Origin of the sequence: Dysgonomonas sp. 511, from assembly GCF_010501105.1 — a bacterium.
In the GTDB taxonomy this organism is placed as follows: domain Bacteria; phylum Bacteroidota; class Bacteroidia; order Bacteroidales; family Dysgonomonadaceae; genus Dysgonomonas.
This window is the reverse complement of sequence record NZ_QVMQ01000023.1, coordinates 24564-43650: the sequence shown is the minus strand read 5'-3', so window position 1 is coordinate 43650 and position 19087 is coordinate 24564. Positions and strand designations below refer to the sequence as shown.

Genomic DNA, 19087 nt, shown 5'->3' with positions numbered 1-19087 from the left:
CTATCGGTCTCTCAGGAGTATTTAGCCTTACGGGATGGTCCCCGTGGATTCAAACAGGATTTCTCGTGTCCCGCTCTACTCAGGAGTCTGCTAGGCTTCTATAAAGAGTCGTATACGGGATTATCACCCTCTCTGATTGTTTGTTCCAAAACATTCTACTTCCTTATCTTCTTGCCACAACGCAGTCCTACAACCCCAGCATTGCCTAAACAATGATGGTTTGGGCTAGTCCCGGTTCGCTCGCCACTACTTCGGGAATCACTTTTGTTTTCTTTTCCTCAGGGTACTTAGATGTTTCAGTTCCCCTGGTTAGCTTCATGCATTGCATGATGATAGAATCTTCTTCTACCGGGTTGCCCCATTCGGAGATTTAGGGATCAAGGGATATTTGCTCCTCCCCCTAACTTTTCGCAGCTTATCACGTCCTTCATAGCCTCTGAGAGCCTAGGCATCCCCCATGTGCCCTTATTTACTTTCTTTTTTCTTTCATAGCGTTTTGCGACAGTTTACACCATCAAACGCTAGTGGGTTTGAAAAGTTTTTACCTTTTCTTTACTTGCTCTTTTGTTTACATCATGTCAAAGATCTTTTGTAAATGAAAAATTAAAAATGAAAAATTAAAAATGCTTTTATTGTTCGTTTTTAATCTCTTTTTTACTTTTGTGGAGAATAACGGATTCGAACCGTTTTTGATAACACCAGGTATTAAAAAAACCTCTGTTGCTCCTTTAATATTTTCTTTATAAATCACCGAATCTCTTTTCGAATGCGGATGCAAAGGTAACGCTTTTTATTTATTCTCCAAATTTTCCCCCACGATATTTTGAACTTATTTCGTACTTAATTGTTTTATAGAGTTTTAAAAATATCAATTATTACACAAATAGAGGGCAGTAGGCCGAAACAAGAACTTAATATAGCGATCTTCGATACCAACTTCTACTATTTCTTTACTCCATTATTTCGGGATAAACATAATTTTCATTAGTCTGCCTATCCCATTTCTCGACCACATACTTTCGCTTTTTCATAAAAGCCTACCTTAAATTTGAATAAATCAAATCCATTAAAGACTTTTTTCAGAATTTAGATGTTATTTTTGTGGAAATCATCATATGAAGAAAAAGATCTGTATAGCAATAATATTACTTTTTATTGCAGGCTTTGTTTTCAGGGCTGGCTTATACTATAATATAGTCGAGTATAAAGACATGGCCGACCGGAAATCTTATGTTATAACTAACGGAAAACTAACCGGCCACATCGAGGACTTCATAGCCAAAGAAAATCTGACAAGCCCGGATGCCGACGACATTATAAATCTATCGCTCGACATTACATCTGGTTGTTTAGAATTTTCGACAAAGCACAAAGACTACGAGCCATATAGTGTATTTGAAAATGGAGGAACTAACTGTATTGGGTATGCAGCTTTCAACGCGGCCGTGGCAAATTATTTGTTTAAGAAATACAAACTCGACGATAAGTGGATAGCCAAACCGAAGAAAGGCCAATTATATATATTAGGACACAATATACATACCTACATAGAAAACGGCTGGCTAAAAGACCACGACTTTGTAGCCTACAGGAACAAGGAGACAGGGCTAGAGGTTTATGCCGATCCTTCCGTTTACGACTATATAGGAACAAAGAGAGTAAAACAATATTAAAGAGCTTGCTTAAATTTTAATGGAATTTTTTTCTTATTGGCTCTAAGCAGTTTTTTTATGCTCATTTTTGCGCCTTATCTTATATAAAAGTGGCTGCTATAAAAATTTAGACAGACTATAAAAAGTATGCAGACAGATATAATTACATCAGCACAGATAAAAAAACTGGCTCTGGAAACGGGTTTTGATGTTTGCGGCATCGGCAAAGCAGAAACTGTAGACGAAACAAACAGTAGACGCTATACCGAATGGCTTGCCAACTCGTATCATGCAGACATGGATTATATGGCACGCAACGAAGAAAAACGCCTCGCCCCTACCCTGCTGGTGGATGGTTGTCGGTCGGTAGTTTGCGTTGCCCTTAATTATTACCCTAAAATAAAACAGGATAGCAACCATCCTCAATTTGCATATTATGCTTACGGTAAAGACTACCACGATGTAATGAATGAGATGCTGTATTCATTACTCAACAAACTGAAATCTATTGATGGTACGATTGAAGGCCGCGCTTTTGTAGATACAGCCCCACTGCTGGAGCGATATTGGGCAAAGAAGTCGGGCATTGGCTTTATAGGAAAAAACTCTATGCTGATAATACCGAAAAGAGGCTCATTCTACTTTCTTGGCGAATTGCTTATAAACAAAGAACTGGAATACGATTCTCCTATAAGATTGTCGTGCGGCAATTGTACGCGCTGTATAGACAGATGCCCAACAAGGGCAATCGTTTCGCCCGGAGTAATAGACGCTAATAGATGTATATCGTATCAAACAATAGAAAACAAAGGGGTAATAGATGAAAAGGTTGCCGGGAAATTAGTCAATTGTGTATATGGGTGCGATATATGCCAATTGGCTTGCCCATGGAATAGATATGCACGCCCTAACAGCACCGAAGCTTTTACGCCTGCTACTCCCTTCTTCGATTTATCGTTGGAGAGGATGGAGGAAATGACGGAAGACGAATATAGAGCAATCTTTAAAGGTTCGGCCGTAAAAAGAGCGAAATATAGTGGATTGAAAAGGAATTTGGAAACTTTAAAACAGTACAGAAATAATAATACTGGCAATAACAACGTTCTATAATATTATGAAAAGATCTCTCAAATATATAATAGCGGCTGCTATATTACTGGTATCGTGTGGCAAAGAGGAGTCTAAACACAATATCCCCGACGCTCCTGTCAACTTTATTATCAACCCTGCAACCGGTCTTGATACTCACCTCAATTCGGGAGGGAATATAGGTATATATATCAAATCGAAAGATAAGGAAGCATATGATAAACTAATAAGAGGAGTAACCGTTGCGAAGTCATACATTGCCGAACGTACAGCTTCTTCGCTCGTTGGTTATTCGGGTTTATTGGTTGTAAATATAGGTATATTAGGGGATAAGCCTTTTGCAGCATTCGACCTGTGTTGCCCCAACGAAGCCCGCCAAAACATCAGGATAGTGCCAACGAACGAAGTATCGGGGCGTTGTCCGGAATGTGGTTCTACCTTTTCGCTGCTCGACGGCACGGGAAGGCCTTTGAGCGGCCCTGCGGAAAAAGATGCGAAATTCTTGAAACCATATTATGTAGAGAGGCTGAATGAAAACGAATATCGCATATTTTATTAGTAAAAGCTACTAAGTTGAGCAAACCTCTGAGCGTTGTTCAGACCACCTTTCCATTTTACGTTTTGCTTTGACCGCGAGGGTTGTTTCTTTTTGCCAGGTCTGGGGGGGAGATATTTTTTAAGCATCTTCTTCTATTGTCGTATCTAACATCCAGTCTACAAAGGCGCGGAGAAAGTTGCCCTTGCCGAACTGGAGTATTTTAACGGGTAGATTTTTTTTCTCTACAGAACTTACATACGGTTTTCCCAAACGGTAGTGCAAATCATAAAACAAACAGTGATAAACAGCACTTTGTCCTCTTTTTTAACAAAAAACAAAGAGAGAGTTGACCCACAGGCCAACCCTCTCCCCTATATATAACCAATCTTATTCTTCGTTTAAGGGCATATATAATCACCCCACCTTATTGTAATCGTTTCGGAGGCTTCAGCTAGACCCTCGTCATTTATTACTCTGAGGGTGATTGTAGAAGATCCCATCCTGTTCTTTCCGGTAAACTCAGGTGCTTTGCCACTTATGGTTACACTGGTTGTACCATCACCAGCCACAGTTATACTTTTGAAGTTAGCTCCTGTTATACCATCTTCGTGCCAATTCTCTCTTTCTACCGCTATCTTATACTTGGTAGAAGTGAGCGTTACCGGAACCATCGAAGCCCCCGGACAGAGCTCCTGAGTTTTGGCACCTCCTGTGGTCTCTATATTATCAAAAACATGGACAATGAAATCTATAGGTCTTGCGCACTCCTCGCATACAGAGGTAAAATGGAAGCGCGCTTTCCCCGGCTGGGTAGGTATAAAACCGGGGAAATATAATGCACCTTCTTTAGGCGATACCGGCATATTGCCAAGATCGTCGCCACTGACTGTCCATATCCAGCTTCTATCTATATTGACAAGGCTGATATCAGTCAATTCAATACCAATCGAGGGCTCATCCTGAGGGTAGTATTTACGAGTCGATTGATTAACTCTTCCGACTGAAGATTTAGTATAAATTGGCTGTTTGTCATGCGGTATTTTAAGATGCGTTAACTCAAATTTCACCCTGCCGGCACTACTACATCCTGAGGAGGAGGTTACCGGCTCTGCATAGAAAGTAGTGACTCTACCGTTCTCAACCACAGTACTAATCAGATTATTATCATCTGTGAAAGAGCTCTCGCGTGTAAAAAAGAGTTTCCGGCTACTTTTGTTGGTCTCCGAATTGTATCCACTTAGATCTCCGACAGTACAGTTCTTTGGTACGGGGGTACCATCGGCATAAAACCAATTTAGCACCTTGCCGTCCAGATCCGTATCCGGAAGATAATAATATGGATTAAAGAACTCAACATAAGTTCCCAGAGGCGCTATATGACAATCGCGCAGAATAATACGGGGCGCATAACCTTGATCCACATCCACCGACACTCTATTCGATTCGGTTACATTACAAGCCCTCTTATCCTCCAGCCGGACAAAGTATTTGGCCGAGGTAGCCACCACCGAGGCTAGGTCTGTTTCCCAGCCTTTCATCTCGCTTGTCCAGCGGGTTATCTCATCTCCGGTTTTGCTGAATGTTGTTACATCGGGGATGAACTCTTCCGGGGCGTTGCCGGCTATCTGCCTGTACCAAATGAGGCTATAGTTATTGTCAGTATCAGCGGCAAGATCGGGTAAGACCCCGGTAACCGTGAATGTTACCACTTCTCCATTCCTGCAGATTTTACTTTTATCGGCGGTCACTGTAATAGCATCGTACGGATTGTTGCGGTAGGCATGGATATAAACCGGCTGGCGAAGCGATTCGCAGCCTTCTGTTTCGCTGTATGCCGATACGTAAAGGATCAGGTCGTCTGTTATTTCCTGACCAGCGTTGTAAGTAAAACGACTGACATAGCCTTTTGTAGTATGGAGCGGGGTATCGCTGTATTCGTTTTCGTACCAGTAGATATAGTCTGCACCCAGCGTTGTTGCCGTCATAGATACCTCTGTGGCTCCACAGATGGAAGGGGGAGCTGTGACATTGAGTATGGTAGCCGGACAGACATATTCGCAAGGCTCCTGCAAGCGCAGCCACGATCCCTTGGTCCAGGTATATACGCCACCGCAAAGATTTTTTGCAGGGTTTTCGGTTATGTTGAATACTGTGAAGCCGTTGTGTGCCTCGCCACTGCCGGTCGAAAACATCTCCTGAGAACTGTTATCACCCGCGCCGGCAATATAGACTTCTGAAGTAGCCCGCGATACCAGCCTCACACGCGGAAGAAGTAGCCCGCGGTAGGCATTCGATCCTTCGCTTTCGTTCTCCTTCAGTTGTAGCAGGGCGCCGGATAAAGGCCGGGCACCACTGCCTATGGTTACCTGTGCCTGTAGGGCGTCACTGCCGAAGAGGGCAATGAGTATAAGGCCAAGGATATAGGTTAGTTGTTTGTGGTTCATTATTGTTGTTGTTTAGTTACGAGTAAGTTAGTTATGCTCATTGCAGGGGATTTGTAATCTCCTGCGGTTTCCTATAAGGATTTAGCTACACTGCGTTTCGCTGACCGTCGGTTGTAATCCGTTTTTTTCGGATTGAAAAATCCTTATAAGATTTTCTTCGGGATTACAAAACACAAAGAACTCAGGGTGTACAAGTTGGCTTACTGGTACCACCTCCTATATTCTGAGGGATCAGCACGAAACTGGCACTGGCATAAGCGCCACAGCGATTCTGCGCTTTCACATCGTCTCTTATTCTGTCGAGCGCATCCTGACTCAGGTTGTTATTCGAAACATCAAAGCTTGTCAACAGGTCGTTTTTCGATATATTTATCGATTTCAACTTGTTAGTATTCAGGTTTAGTGTAGTTAGCTTTGTATTGTTCATCAGATAGATGCTGCCGATCTGGTTGCCGCTCAGGTTTAGCTTCTCCAAGGCTTTCAGTCGCTCTGTTTTCACTTCCGTAAGCCAGTTGTTACTCAGGTCGATTTCTTTCAGGCTGGTCAGCTTATCAAGCCCGGCAAAAGAAGTAATGTCTTTGCCGGAAAGAACTATTTTTACCAGACGCTTCACTTTCGTACCTGCAAAACAGGGGTCATCTTCCTCTTCCCACCATTCGTCGAGGATTTCGTTCTCTGCCAGCATCTTATTGGCGGCTAAAAACTCTTTTATGGCTGTTTTGTCGTCGTTTTCGGCTCCATCGTATGCCTCAGGCTTCAGAGGAAACCATTCGGTCCCCGTCCATACATATACCGGCGCTATGGTATTGGCATCGCCTCTTACACAGTCGCCGGCATCGCCGGTATTTTTTAGCTCCGTAGCATTCAGGTTGTAGACCATCAGGCCGATGTACTGGTCTTTGTTCCAGACATCGGAGCCGGAGGTGCCATCGATGGTTGTTGCCAGATTGTTACTTGCGCCCTGGATAGTCATAGATTTTATACTCACACGGGGCAGCCCCAATGCTCCGCGGGCTGTTTCGCCATTGCTATATGCGTCGCCGTCTTTGAGCTGGAGCAATGCGCCTTGCTCGGGTGGCAGGTCGCTACCTATCGTCACCTGCCCTTGCAGGCCAACCGACAGGGATATGCCTGCAAGAAACAATAAGACGCCTTTGGTTATTTTGTTGTTCATATGCTTAATTATTTAATTACTATCTAGTTATACATATTAAGGATTGTCAAAAGTAATTCTCACTTTCTTTTTGTCATCCCGAACGGAGTGAAGGATCTCTTTTAGGGAGAGTCGAGATCCTTCGTTACACTCAGGATGACAAAGAGGGTAATATATTGATAGTGCTTTTGACTTATGACACACCCTCGATATTAGTTTTTACTTTCGGGCGAATCTCTATTCGCCTCTACGGCAGACAAAATTGCTCATATCTTTGATGCGTTTGCCCTAATTGGTAATCCGTTTATCTTTTTCGGAGTGAAGATCCTTATAAGATTTTCTTCGGGATTACAAAACACAAAGAACTCAGGGTGTACAAGTTGGCTTACTGAGGGTGCTGCCATTTTGCTTAATTATGTTGTTTGTGGTAAACCCATTCCAACGATCACACTGACCAGCATCTTTAAACTCCTTACACAGGTTATTTATCACAATCTGTGTAAGTTTGTTATAGTTTATATTCAGATCTGTTATAGTTTGAGCCTGCGCTCCAAGAGACAGTGTAGAAAGGTTACAATACGACGCAGTGAATGTTTTAATGGAAGGTATTGTTGAAACTGTTATACTTGTTAGAGAAGCATTGTCCCTACAAATAAGAGAACTCAACTTTGGGCAACCTGATACATCTATCGAAGATAACGACTGTCTTGATAGATCAAGATCTTTCAACTCAGGGTTATTGCTCAAAGGAAAAACAAATCCTGTAAACGGCCCCACAGAAGTAGAAGAAGTATAATTCATATTCAAAATTTCTAATTTAGTATTTTTTGAGAGATCCAAGTGGGCAATAGGTTGATTGATTAAAGTTAATGTAGCCAAGGCTGGACAACCCGATACATCTATTGTAGACAGCTCTCCTTTTGCAAGTATATTTTGATATGTCCCCTGATATACAACCTGGGCTGGGTCGCCAGCGTGATCAATATCAACAGGATCGAAACCATAATCTTTTTCACCGTTACCACTTATTCTTATAGTTTCCAACTTCGGAAGATTTCCCAAAGTAAGGGTTTTCAACTTATAGCATCCGTAGAGGTTGATAGATTCTAAATCTTTAAGGGTTGAAACATCCAGATCCGTAAGTGGGTTAGCAGGTAGAGCTAACACTTGTAATGCATACATGTTTTTTATCTGGCTTGTTTTTGTAATCAGCTTGTGGCTAACCCTCAGCCCTGTCAATCGCCACTCGCCACATATCACTGTCCATTTTTCTTCAATTGTTATAAGCTCCGGCATACTACCACTACCGGCATAAGTAGAATATCGTGTCCGGCTTCTTCTTTCACCCTCTTTTCCGTCGGCCTCCCATTCGGCCTGCGAGACAGGTTTGGTACCTCTTTTCACTTCGTATAATGATGGCGTTGAGTTATTATTAGTTGTCCAATTTGGCCATATACTTCCAAGTTCACTATTATCTGCTATAAACTGGTCAAGGGCAGCCTTGTCTGACGCATAGCTTCCGTTTGTGCCACCATACTTGGAAGAGGGCACACCTTCCCATCGGTCGCCCATCCATACATATACTCCCTGAGAGTAACAAAGGGGTGGCTCCATGCAGTATACCATCAGTCCTTTGTGTGCATCCAGATCCCAGGGGTCGCCGGGGATGGCATTGGCATCGTCTACGGTCTCTCGCAGGTCGCCGCCGGTGGCTGTGATCTTTAATATTTTTACACGGGGCAGCATCATACCTTTGGTATTGGAGGTATGCTGTAGTTGCAACAGGGCGCCTTCTTCGGGCTTGCTGTCCGATCCTATTGTTGTCTGCGCCTGCATTGAGGCAACAGATAAAAGGATGAATGTGAGTATGAAAGTAAGTTTTAGTTTCATCTTATTTATATTTTGTAAGTTTATGCCAAATCAATAATTAATCATCTTTCTTGCAACGCACAGAAAAAAGAGTAAAAACATATCCCTGATCGCCCCCTGATTAGCAAGGCCAGTAAGGGAGACAGATTCCATTTACTTCGTTTTGTGTAGGTTGATTTCATCAGATTGTGTTATTTGAGTTGTTTTAAAATTATATTATATATGCTGAATAGAGTATATTTCTCAATGAATAATGGCTTATCGGTCTTAAAAAAGGCCTGTACACAGATACAAAACCTACATACAGTTTTCCCAAACGGTAGTGTAAATCATAAAACAAACAGTAGTTATACAGAGGTGTAGCAGGCCAATAAGACAATGAGATAAGCCAATAAATATAAATGAGTTGTTTAGTTATAAAAAGCCGCGCAAAGGCGGGAAGTTTTGTCGTTTTGGTAGTTGAGATATGCAGACACAAAAAAACACTATATAAATATTTAGCCAAAATATTTATATAGTGCTTGTTTTTATAAACAGTTTTTCTTAAATTAAGGGTATTTCTGTAACAAGAAGAGGCAATGCCTATGCTATGGAAAAGTAAGTTTATCCGATACTCATCTCTCTCTAGCAAATTAGCGTTAACCATCAAATTATTAGACACATAAAGCAGAGATTCTCCACATAAAACATGTGAAAAATCAACGTTGAAGCGACTATAATTATTTATGATTGGCATTTCCGATCCTGATTCTATTATACATATATGTGTGCAAAGATAAAAACTTTGCGGAGATAAACAGCACTTTGTCTTCTTTTTTAACAATATGGGTATAGGAATGAGAAGATGCTACCTGTCAAATTCCAACATTTCGCCTCCGACATCGTTCACTATACCGTTTTCGAAAGCTATCTTTCCGTAGAGGAAAGTCTTCCCTATTGTAGTCGACATGGTTTCGCCCTCCAATGGCGACCATTTACATTTGTAGAGAATATTATCGTGTGAAATAGTATATGGCTTATTTGGGTTTACCAATACAAGGTCGGCAAAATACCCTTTGCGGATATAGCCGCGTTTATGCACATCAAACAGGCTGGCCGGGGCATGGCACATCTTGGCTACTATCGGTTCTTTTGTTATCTCTCCCCTGCAAGCGAGTTCGAGCATCATAAGCATATCCACCTCGGCAAATATGGCTTGCAGCACTTTCTTATCGTCTACCAGCATATTTCCTGTAGACGAACCCATAAAGACTTTTACACCGGGTATTTGCTTTGGGTCGGCTTTCCTTAGTTCGGCAATATTGTCGTTGGTAGCACCCAGATAGAAGGAGTAGTTGGCAAATGATTTTTCTGTCCCCAGTTCAATTTTTTGATGCAACAGGTCTAATGTGGTGGTCTGCGGATTGGTGTTCGGGTGTTCCTTTTTTCGAAATAAGAACTCAAAAAAAGAATCCCAATAAAACTTAAACAGTTACTAATATTACCAATAAGAATGCACCTCTTATCAATATATTGGTTGACTCTCAATGGTCTGATTCGCATCATTAGCCTCAAACTTAATTTGCCCATTAGTCACTTTTGACGCCTATTAATTCCTTTACTTTAACACAACAAAAGTAAGAATTTAATATTGCTAGTATTTCTTTTCACAAACTAAGGGGTTGCCCTGTAAATAATATCGATTCTTTTGTGAAAACAAAAAAAGATTTATTACATTTGCACTCGATAAAGGAGAACGGACGTTAATAGAGTTAATATTAGAGGTTCTTCGAGTAATACAAGAATGCGAAAGTAGCTCAGTTGGTAGAGCACGACCTTGCCAAGGTCGGGGTCGCGGGTTCGAATCCCGTCTTTCGCTCTGGTTTAAAAAAACAAAGGACAAAGCCTTTCAAACAATAGTTTGGAAGGCTTTTTATATTTCAAACCCAATTGATTAAAACAAAAAGAGAGGATGAATGCTCACCCTCTCTTCTCTTATTCTGTTACTTTCGATATTATTCAGTAAAGAAAATAGCAACACGGTTCCATGCGTTTTCTGCATATGGTTGCTCAGTATCACCTTTCCATTCTACAGTTACGCGGTTGCTATTGATGTTGTATTTGTTGATCAACGCATTAGCAACATTTTTAGCACGTTTTTCAGAAAGTTTCATGTTGATAGTAGGATTTCCTGTTTTTCTGTCTGCAAAACCTACGATCTTAACTTTAGCGTCAGGATTGTCTTGTAGATATTTAGCAGTATTGAAGATGCTAACTTCTTGGTTTTTGTCGATGTTAGCGCTTCCAAGACGGAAGAATACTACGTTAGAAACAAAAGAACCACCTTCTTTAACGATTTCTTTAACAATCTTGGTTTCTTGCTTACACTCTGGGCAGCTTTCCGGACGTTGAGCCAATCTTGCGTTTTCTTGACGAAGTTTGTTGATTTGGCTGTTCAAGTCGTCGATAAGACCTTGATCCATCAACAATGCTTCAGAGAAATCAGTTTTGCTACCTAGGTTGAAGATCAAACTGGCAGAAGCGTTACCGATCAGGTCGTAAGAACGTCCGTGAGCTTCTTTTTCGAAATGAGTTCTTGCTGTAGTTGCAGAAAATTCGATAGCCAATGCTACTCTGTTAGAGAATCTGAATCTATTGATGATACCAGCATTCAATGTCAAAGTTTTGATATCTTTCGGATGATCTATTTCCAAAGCATTTTCATAATCCCAACCATAAAGCATACCCAAACCTACATAAGGAATAAAGCTATATACACGCTTAGAGTTGTATTTCAATAGGTAGTCAGAAACATTCCACATGAAATCAAATTCACCACCTGCATATTTTTGGTGAGTCATTACCTCAGCATCTTGGCTGAATGAGTGAAGAGAACCTCCTGAGAATTTGAAACGACCTCCCAAATATGGGTTGAACCATTTACCGAATTGAAGCATCGGAGCTACAGTCGGACGGCTCATGAATTTAGCATCATTATCGTTTTCTCCGAAATAAATATTTGCACCGGCACCGGCACCGATAAACCAGTTATCCCAAAAACCATTTCTTGCAAAAGTTGCTTTACGGCCTGCTTTTGAGCTGAATCCGCTCTCTTGAGCAGACATAGTAATAGCCGCAAAAACTAAAACTAAAAGTAAACTTACTTTTTTCATAATCAATCTTTTTAATTATAATTAAACACTATTTATTATTTATTCTATCCTGTATTTTTTGTACCAAGCATACATCCTGCTTAAGCCTTCATCTATTTCAACCTGATGTTTCCAGCCTAAAGAATGTAATTTTGTTACATCTGACAATTTACGCATGGTTCCGTCAGGTTTCTGGGTATTAAACCATAATTCTCCTGAAAAACCAACATTGGTTCTAATCAAATTCGCTACCTCTTTTATAGATATTTCAACTCCTGTACCTATATTTATGTGAGTATTTCGCTTTTCTTTACTTTCTATAACATTAATAAGGTCGAAAAAGTTTACCGATTCCATTATAAATACAGTGGCATCGCCCATTTCCTCGCTCCAGAGAAACTCTCTCATAGGCTTACCCGAACCCCATAATTCGACCTGAACAGCTCCGTCTTTCCTCCTTATTCCGTATTTGCCTATTATGTCAAGAATCTCTTTTTCTGTATTTTTGCCAGAGACACCCTCAATAGGTCTGAAATCCAAATCTTTGCATATAGTGTCCCAGTCTCCGTCTTCAAGGCATTTGCCTAAGTGTATTTTACGGATCATCGCCGGCAAAACATGCGATGTTTCCAGATTGAAATTATCATTCGGCCCGTACAAATTAGTCGGCATTACCGCTATAAAATTTGTACCATACTGGAGATTATAGCTTTCGCACATTTTCAGCCCTGCTATTTTTGCAATGGCATATGGTTCGTTTGTGTATTCTAAAGGCCCTGTAAGCAAAGCGTTTTCAGCCATTGGCTGCGGGGCTTCTTTAGGATAAATACAAGAACTCCCCAAAAATACTAATTTCTTAACGTTATTTACAAACGATTGATGAATAACATTGTTTTGTATCATCAAATTTTCGTAAATAAATTGCCCCCTATACGTATTATTTGCTACGATACCCCCAACCTTGGCGGCGGCAAGAAATACATATTCAGGCTTTTCTTGTGCAAAAAAGTCAGCAACGGCACTCTGGTTAGTAAGATCTAGTTCGGCGTGCGTCTTCAAAATAAAGTTTGTATATCCTTTACTTTTCAGATTTTTCAAAATAGCCGAACCTACTAATCCCTTGTGACCTGCTATATATATTTTTGCATTCTTATCTATCATGGAATATATCCTTCCCCTCTATTCAAAATAGTTCATTATACGATATCCCCCATTTTTGAGAAATTCCTCTCTTTTCATAACCTCAATGTCATGCAGCACCATGTCTTGACAAAGAGCTTTTAGGTCGTATGTCGGTTCCCATCCCAGTTTGGTACGGGCTTTTGTGTTGTCGCCTATCAGTATGTCTACTTCTGTAGGACGGAAGTAAGCCGGATCTACACCTACTACAACATTTCCAATCCTTTTTTTGAAAGCCGGAAGATGTGCTTCCCCTACTGTTTTTGCAAACACTTCATCGTTTACACTCACTATATAGCCTTCTTCTTTTTCGTCGGAACCTCTGAATTCTACTTCGACGCCAACTTCAGAAAACGACATTTTAATGAAATCGCGTATTGTTGTAGTTACTCCTGTGGAAATAACATAATCGTCAGGTTCGTCTTGCTGAAGGATAAGGTACATAGCCTTTATATAGTCTTTTGCGTGCCCCCAGTCTCTCTTACTGGAAAGGTTGCCCATATATACTTTTTCCTGCAAGTTGAGCGCAATACGTGCTACGGCACGGGTCACCTTTCTCGTCACAAAAGTTTCGCCTCTTAACGGAGATTCGTGATTGAACAGTATTCCATTGCTAGCATGCATCCCATACGCTTCCCTGTAATTGACTGTTATCCAATAGGCATATAGCTTAGCTACAGCATATGGGCTTCTTGGATAAAAGGGTGTTGTTTCCTTTTGTGGTATTTCCTGTACGAGCCCGTAAAGTTCTGATGTGGAAGCTTGGTATATCCGTGTTTTTTGAGTAAGGTTTAGCAGGCGTACGGCTTCGAGTACCCTAAGAGTCCCTATCCCGTCGGCATTGGCAGTATATTCTGGTGTATCAAAACTCACTTTCACATGGCTCATTGCCGCAAGATTGTAAATCTCGTCGGGCTGAACGTCACCTATAATACGGGTAAGGTTCATACTATCGGTCATATCGCCATAATGAAGAATCATATTCCGATTTTCATCGTGCGGATCTTGATACAGATGGTCTATCCTGTCTGTGTTAAATAATGACGATCTTCTTTTCAGACCATGCACTATATAACCTTTTTTTATTAAATACTCAGCCAGATATGCTCCATCTTGACCAGTAACACCTGTAATGAGTGCAACCTTTTTACTCATATAAAATTAAATAATTTGTCTATCTCAGCTCTTGCTTCTATATATACCCTTACTAGCTTTTGTTATTAAACCCGGTTTCCAAAACAGAATATTATAAACTGCAAAGATATGTTTTTTTTAACTAAATCAAACGACTTTACCTTTAAAATAGGGATTTTTCTATTCAACACTACTTACATCCCCGGTGAAATCTATACTGGAAAATAAAGCATAGCGTTTTATCATTTTTCCATCTTCATCTAACAAAAAGAAAGTTGGAGTCCCCATTATGCCATAGTTCACAAAATTCGCACCTGCAAACCCCTCAAAATCACACAGCTTATCGTTTTCGGCCCACGGAAACCCGGCTTTAGCTATTTCATAGTCCTCTTCATTGAGATCCGATGATATTGAGACTACACGAATACCCATTTGGTTTAATTTATCGTAATTTTTTATTAATTCTCCTAATTGTACATGGCAGTTATAGCAATCGGAACTATTGAATATAAGGAGCGTCTTGTTTGCTTTCGATTCTGTTAATGACGGTTTTAGTCCTTCTAACGGAGGTACGGGCTGTCCTTTTTTTACCTTTGCCTGAGCAAATGCTATATACATCTGTCCTTGCGGATGCTGTATCCTTCCCGATTCCTGAAGATAGGAGATGATGACATCGAATGCATCATCCCAACCGAATTGGTCGGTTATTAGAACAAGATTATTCGCCAAATGTTCAAATACTTCCTGCGATTTTACTCTTTTAAGCACTTTCACCATCAAATCGCCTGTTTGCTCCTGGTCTGCACTCAATCTCATCAACCCATCTATAATATAATACCATATTCCGCTGGTATATAGGCGGTCTACATCGAGTCTGTTTATTGCATAGGTACGTACACTGGCTTTCTGCATCAGTGTTCCTCCTTGATAAACAGTCTTGTTCAAATCCTGAATATAACGTATAAATTCGACAAAGTGTGCAGCATAAAGCGTGGAGTCTTGAGGAGGAGCTGTTCCTGATTGCATAATCGAATACAGAGACTCGTTTTCTTTCGAATTATCGAATTGATATTTTTTGTCATCTCCTATTTTCATACTAAAATCCTCATGGTTTACGATGAGGTTTATTGCCGATCTGTCTTTTATTTGCAGAGAGCCCATGCCTACATAACCTTTTTCCTTTTCAGGGATTTGTATAGTAATGTTTCCGGCGAAGGGGATATGTCCTTTTTGTATGGTGTCTTGGTCTATTCCCTTATTCAGAATGAAAACGTATTCCCGGTTTGCCTCGTCCGGCAGGTAGATATTTATTGTTTGCGCCTTTGCGAAAACAGTTGCAGCACTTAACAATGCTATCAATAGCAATATTTTTTTCATTATTTATACTTATGTTTTACATTATAACAACGGGGAAAACAGCCTCGTTACAGACTCCTTGAATTTTTCTATATGCGAGCGTTTCTCCCATTCCTCAATGGTTAGTTGTGTAGATTGGTTCATGTCTCCGAAAAATATTTCTTTAGCTCGCCTGCAAGTCTCTGCATTGTAAATGAAAGCGTCTATTTCGAAATTGTGTTCGAAACTACGCACATCCATATTTGCCGAGCCGGTAATAGTCAGCGAATTATCTATCACCATCAATTTGGAATGCAGGAAACCGGCTTCGAAAAAGTAAACGCTAACTTTTACATCAAGTATTTCTTTGAGAAACGACATGGAGGCTATATGTACAAATGTGGTATCGGAATGACGGGGAATCATCAACCTGACATCTACCCCACGCATCGATGCCATTTGTATGGCGAGCATCAGCGAATCGGTTGGTATAAAATACGGAGTTTGTATATAAATACATTCCTTGGCGTTGGATATGGCATGTAGTATTCCCAGATGTATGTCTTTGAATTGCCCGACCGGGCCGCTGGTTACTATCTGCATCAGATTGTCGCCTTTGCTTTCGAGTGGCGGATAATATGAATCGGATGCCAGAAATTCCCTCCGCGACGAATACCAGTCTATAAGGAATGCTGTTTGCAATCCTGCTACAGCTTTTCCTTCTACTTTGATATGGCTATCGCGCCATATGCCGTGCTTGATACCATATATATACCTGTCGGCTATATTCATTCCTCCTACGAATCCTACCTTTCCGTCTATAACCACCACTTTCCTGTGGTTGCGGTAATTCACCCGGCTGGTCAGTATCTTAAACGCAACTTTGAGAAACGGCTGCACCAAAATGCCATGTTTTTCCATATCCTCAAAAAATTTCCGCTTGGCTTTCCACGACCCCACATCGTCGTATATAAAACGTACCTCCAGTCCCTCTGCCGCTTTTCTTACAAGGATATCCCTTATCCGGTGACCGGTTTCATCGGACAGAAATATATAGTATTGTATGTGGATATGTTTTTGTGCTTTTTCGAGTTCTTCGCATAAAGCGTCGAATTTGCTTGCACCATCGGAATAAAACGTAACCTTGCTGCCTCCGTACAATGGGGAAGCCTTCATCCGGTTCAGCAGGTTTACCAATCCTTTGTATTCGGGGGGAGGGCTGAGAGTCTCCAACAATTCTTTCCGGGCTATGGAATGCCGGTTGAGCCTTTTGTGCATTTTGTGCGATATCAGGCGTTGTTTGCGGCCATCTTCGCCGAAGAAGTAATAGATGATAAGCCCCACGAGTGGTAATAGCAACAGCACGAGTACCCATGAAATAGTTTTCAGGGGATTCCTGTTTTCAGATATGATGACAATCATTGTTCCCAATGCTGTTGCTACATATAATATCTGAAAAATAAGGATGACATTGCTGGCTGTTTCCATTATTTTTATCTATTGATATAAACGCCTGTAAACAATACAGGTTCAAAGATAGTAAATAAATTTATATAGGTTGAAATTTGGCTTGTGCCGCTGATAAAAGTGTCAAGGTTTATTTTTTTATGATCTCTTTCTGTCGATAAGATAACAGATGATACCGCCTATTGTATAACATAGCATATCGCCCCAGCTAAATGAGGAGCCTATTATCGTACTCATCACCCGGTTGTCTTGCAGATTGAGCATCTCCACCAAATTGAAATATTGACCTACTTCTACCAGGTAGGCAAATACAGTGACGGCTATTGCCAGATAAAGTGGTTTAATATCAACAAATGACTTGAAAAAGCAATACATCAGCATTACCACCAACACATCACCGCCGTAGGGACGTATGATGCTGTCTTTTACAAATAGGGCTATAAGAATTTCTATGCCCAGTATGAATAAAAAGATAAAGAATGATGCTTTGTGAAACCGGAGAAATGTTGTTGTGCTATTTTCTGTATTTTTCATCTGTTTCCTCTTCCATCATGCTAAGGTACGATTTGTAGCGGCTTTCGCTTATATAATGCTTCTCTACAGCTTCTATAACGGCACATCCCGGCTCGTTGAGATGCAGGCAGTTGTTGAAACGGCACTCTTCTGAGAATTTAAAAATATCGGGGAAGTAATGATAGATCTCCTCCTTTTCCATTGCCACAGTCCCAAAACCTTTGATGCCCGGCGTATCGATGATAAATCCCCCTTGTGGCAGTTCTATCATTTCCGAGAAGGTTGTCGTGTGCATTCCCTTTCCATGATAACCGGAAATAGCCCCTGTTTTGAGGCTTGCTTCGGGAATCAGGGTATTGATAAGAGTCGACTTGCCTACTCCCGAATGTCCTGAGAAAAGCGTTATTTTGCCTTTTATCTTTTCTTGCAGGGTATGTATCCCTTGGTTTTGCAGGGCTGATATTTTTATAGACGGGTAACCTATATATTCGTACATATCGGCAAGGGCATCCATATATTCCGTTTCGTCGGGGGTGTATATATCCGTCTTGTTGAATATCAGGTTTACAGGTACGCGGTATGCTTCGGCAGCAGCCAAAAAGCGGTCGATAAAGACTGTCGATGTCACCGGATGGTTTATGGTGACAATGAGGAAACACAAGTCGATATTAGCGGCAAGTATATGCGACTGTTTCGACAAGTTGGGCGACCGGCGTATAATGTAATTCCTCCGGTCTTCTATTTCTGTAATAAGGGCTGTTCCTTCCTGGTTTTCGACAATAACAACCTTGTCGCCAACCGCGATAGGATTGGTGCTCCGTATGCCCTTGAGCCGGAAGTTCCCTTTTATCTTACATTCTATATCGCGCCCGTCATTGGTACGTACGAGATACCAGCTACCGGTGTTTTTTATTACAAGACCGTTCATATATCAATTAGCAGATTAGCGAATGTATAAATTAGCGAATGATTAAACAATTTGCTAATCTGCTAATTATCATATTAATTAATTGTTATACTGTCAATATTTCTTTTTCTTTTATTGCAAATACTTCGTCTATTTTTTTGATATACTTGTCATGAAGTTTTTGCATATCGTTTTCGGCATCTTTGGCTACATCCTCAGCAACGCCTTCTTTTACCGATTTTTTGATGGTATCTATCGCATCGCGGCGTGCGTTACGGATACTTACTTTGGCTTCTTCGGCTTCCTGTTTAGCCTGTTTAACCAGTTGCTTACGCCTTTCTTCGGTCAAAGGAGGGATGGTAAGGCGGATAACCTCGCCATTGTTGTCGGGAGTGATACCGACATCCGAATTGAGTATAGCCTTCTCGATATCTTTCAACATTTGCTTTTCCCAAGGCTGAACAATGATTGTCCTTGCATCGGGCGTATTGATAGAAGCTACTCCGCTAAGGGGTGTAATCGAGCCGTAATAGTCGAGTTTGATACCGTCTAATATACGGGGATTTGCTTTCCCTGCACGGATGTGCGCCAATGTTTCGTCTAAAAATTCAACGGAAGACTGCATTTTCTGTTCCGCTTTCTGTTCGATCTGTTTCAGGTCTACTGCCATGTTTAT

At 41.0% G+C, this 19087-nt stretch carries 15 protein-coding genes, 1 tRNA gene and 1 rRNA gene; 4 read left to right on the top strand and 13 right to left on the bottom strand.

The features are described from left to right. Positions 1-479, bottom strand: a 23S ribosomal RNA gene (locus D0T57_RS11480); the annotation flags it as partial. A gap of 636 nt (positions 480-1115) precedes the next feature. Between D0T57_RS11480 and D0T57_RS11475 the strand changes: the two genes are divergently transcribed. The 3 genes from D0T57_RS11475 to D0T57_RS11465 all read left to right on the top strand — a co-directional run bounded on the left by D0T57_RS11475 (position 1116) and on the right by D0T57_RS11465 (position 3300). Then, complete coding sequence (locus D0T57_RS11475; protein ID WP_163273634.1) at positions 1116-1673, top strand: hypothetical protein; 558 nt, start codon at positions 1116-1118, stop codon at positions 1671-1673. Between the two features lie 126 nt (positions 1674-1799). Then, a complete protein-coding gene (gene queG, locus D0T57_RS11470) occupies positions 1800-2762 on the top strand; it encodes a tRNA epoxyqueuosine(34) reductase QueG (protein WP_163273633.1) in 963 nt (320 codons plus the stop codon). A 4-nt stretch (positions 2763-2766) separates the two neighbouring features. Continuing rightward, a complete protein-coding gene (locus tag D0T57_RS11465; protein WP_163273632.1) occupies positions 2767-3300 on the top strand; it encodes a hypothetical protein in 534 nt (177 codons plus the stop codon). Positions 3301-3677: 377 nt separating this feature from the next. Here D0T57_RS11465 and D0T57_RS11460 read toward each other — a convergent pair whose 3' ends face one another. From D0T57_RS11460 to D0T57_RS11445, 4 genes are all read right to left on the bottom strand, one after another. After that, positions 3678-5723: a hypothetical protein gene (locus D0T57_RS11460; RefSeq protein WP_163273631.1), complete on the bottom strand. Its 2046-nt coding sequence runs from the start codon at positions 5721-5723 to the stop codon at positions 3678-3680. A 181-nt stretch (positions 5724-5904) separates the two neighbouring features. After that, the gene (locus tag D0T57_RS11455; protein WP_163273630.1) at positions 5905-6897 is read right to left on the bottom strand and encodes a leucine-rich repeat domain-containing protein; all 993 of its coding nucleotides are present in this window, start codon (positions 6895-6897) and stop codon (positions 5905-5907) included. A gap of 345 nt (positions 6898-7242) precedes the next feature. Continuing rightward, positions 7243-8766, bottom strand: coding sequence for a leucine-rich repeat domain-containing protein (locus tag D0T57_RS11450; protein ID WP_163273629.1), 1524 nt, complete (start codon positions 8764-8766; stop codon positions 7243-7245). Positions 8767-9592: 826 nt separating this feature from the next. Continuing rightward, a complete protein-coding gene (locus tag D0T57_RS11445) occupies positions 9593-10123 on the bottom strand; it encodes an amidohydrolase family protein (RefSeq protein ID WP_255490580.1) in 531 nt (176 codons plus the stop codon). Positions 10124-10530: 407 nt separating this feature from the next. Here D0T57_RS11445 and D0T57_RS11440 point away from each other — a divergent pair. Beyond that, positions 10531-10603 (top strand) — tRNA-Gly (locus D0T57_RS11440). A 136-nt stretch (positions 10604-10739) separates the two neighbouring features. Here the strand turns inward: D0T57_RS11440 and D0T57_RS11435 are convergent. The 8 genes from D0T57_RS11435 to frr all read right to left on the bottom strand — a co-directional run bounded on the left by D0T57_RS11435 (position 10740) and on the right by frr (position 19081). After that, positions 10740-11897: an OmpA family protein gene (locus D0T57_RS11435; protein WP_163273628.1), complete on the bottom strand. Its 1158-nt coding sequence runs from the start codon at positions 11895-11897 to the stop codon at positions 10740-10742. Between the two features lie 39 nt (positions 11898-11936). Further along, a complete protein-coding gene (locus D0T57_RS11430; protein WP_368666924.1) occupies positions 11937-13034 on the bottom strand; it encodes a GDP-L-fucose synthase family protein in 1098 nt (365 codons plus the stop codon). Positions 13035-13055: 21 nt separating this feature from the next. Further along, positions 13056-14210, bottom strand: coding sequence for a GDP-mannose 4,6-dehydratase (gmd, locus tag D0T57_RS11425; protein WP_163273626.1), 1155 nt, complete (start codon positions 14208-14210; stop codon positions 13056-13058). Positions 14211-14369: 159 nt separating this feature from the next. Beyond that, positions 14370-15566: a peroxiredoxin gene (locus tag D0T57_RS11420; RefSeq protein WP_163273625.1), complete on the bottom strand. Its 1197-nt coding sequence runs from the start codon at positions 15564-15566 to the stop codon at positions 14370-14372. A 21-nt stretch (positions 15567-15587) separates the two neighbouring features. Continuing rightward, positions 15588-17012, bottom strand: a complete 1425-nt coding sequence (gene cls / locus D0T57_RS11415) for a cardiolipin synthase (protein WP_163273624.1) — start codon at positions 17010-17012, stop codon at positions 15588-15590. 117 nt (positions 17013-17129) lie between these two features. Next, positions 17130-17525, bottom strand: coding sequence for a DUF2809 domain-containing protein (locus tag D0T57_RS11410; protein WP_163273623.1), 396 nt, complete (start codon positions 17523-17525; stop codon positions 17130-17132). Continuing rightward, complete coding sequence (gene rsgA, locus D0T57_RS11405) at positions 17506-18432, bottom strand: ribosome small subunit-dependent GTPase A (protein ID WP_163273622.1); 927 nt, start codon at positions 18430-18432, stop codon at positions 17506-17508. The genes D0T57_RS11410 and rsgA overlap by 20 nt, the downstream gene beginning before the upstream one ends. 85 nt (positions 18433-18517) lie before the next feature. Then, positions 18518-19081, bottom strand: a complete 564-nt coding sequence (frr, locus tag D0T57_RS11400; RefSeq protein ID WP_163273621.1) for a ribosome recycling factor — start codon at positions 19079-19081, stop codon at positions 18518-18520. Between the last annotated feature and the right edge of the window lie 6 nt (positions 19082-19087).

Coding starts and splice junctions, on each gene's coding strand:
- frr (WP_163273621.1), bottom strand. CDS start 19,081: ATGGCAGTAGACCTGAAACAGATCGAACAGAAAGCGGAACAGAAAATG.
- D0T57_RS11465 (WP_163273632.1), top strand. CDS start 2,767: ATGAAAAGATCTCTCAAATATATAATAGCGGCTGCTATATTACTGGTA.
- D0T57_RS11460 (WP_163273631.1), bottom strand. CDS start 5,723: ATGAACCACAAACAACTAACCTATATCCTTGGCCTTATACTCATTGCC.
- D0T57_RS11450 (WP_163273629.1), bottom strand. CDS start 8,766: ATGAAACTAAAACTTACTTTCATACTCACATTCATCCTTTTATCTGTT.
- D0T57_RS11475 (WP_163273634.1), top strand. CDS start 1,116: ATGAAGAAAAAGATCTGTATAGCAATAATATTACTTTTTATTGCAGGC.
- D0T57_RS11435 (WP_163273628.1), bottom strand. CDS start 11,897: ATGAAAAAAGTAAGTTTACTTTTAGTTTTAGTTTTTGCGGCTATTACT.
- gmd (WP_163273626.1), bottom strand. CDS start 14,210: ATGAGTAAAAAGGTTGCACTCATTACAGGTGTTACTGGTCAAGATGGA.
- D0T57_RS11410 (WP_163273623.1), bottom strand. CDS start 17,525: ATGAAAAATACAGAAAATAGCACAACAACATTTCTCCGGTTTCACAAA.
- D0T57_RS11420 (WP_163273625.1), bottom strand. CDS start 15,566: ATGAAAAAAATATTGCTATTGATAGCATTGTTAAGTGCTGCAACTGTT.
- rsgA (WP_163273622.1), bottom strand. CDS start 18,432: ATGAACGGTCTTGTAATAAAAAACACCGGTAGCTGGTATCTCGTACGT.
- D0T57_RS11455 (WP_163273630.1), bottom strand. CDS start 6,897: ATGAACAACAAAATAACCAAAGGCGTCTTATTGTTTCTTGCAGGCATA.
- cls (WP_163273624.1), bottom strand. CDS start 17,012: ATGGAAACAGCCAGCAATGTCATCCTTATTTTTCAGATATTATATGTA.
- queG (WP_163273633.1), top strand. CDS start 1,800: ATGCAGACAGATATAATTACATCAGCACAGATAAAAAAACTGGCTCTG.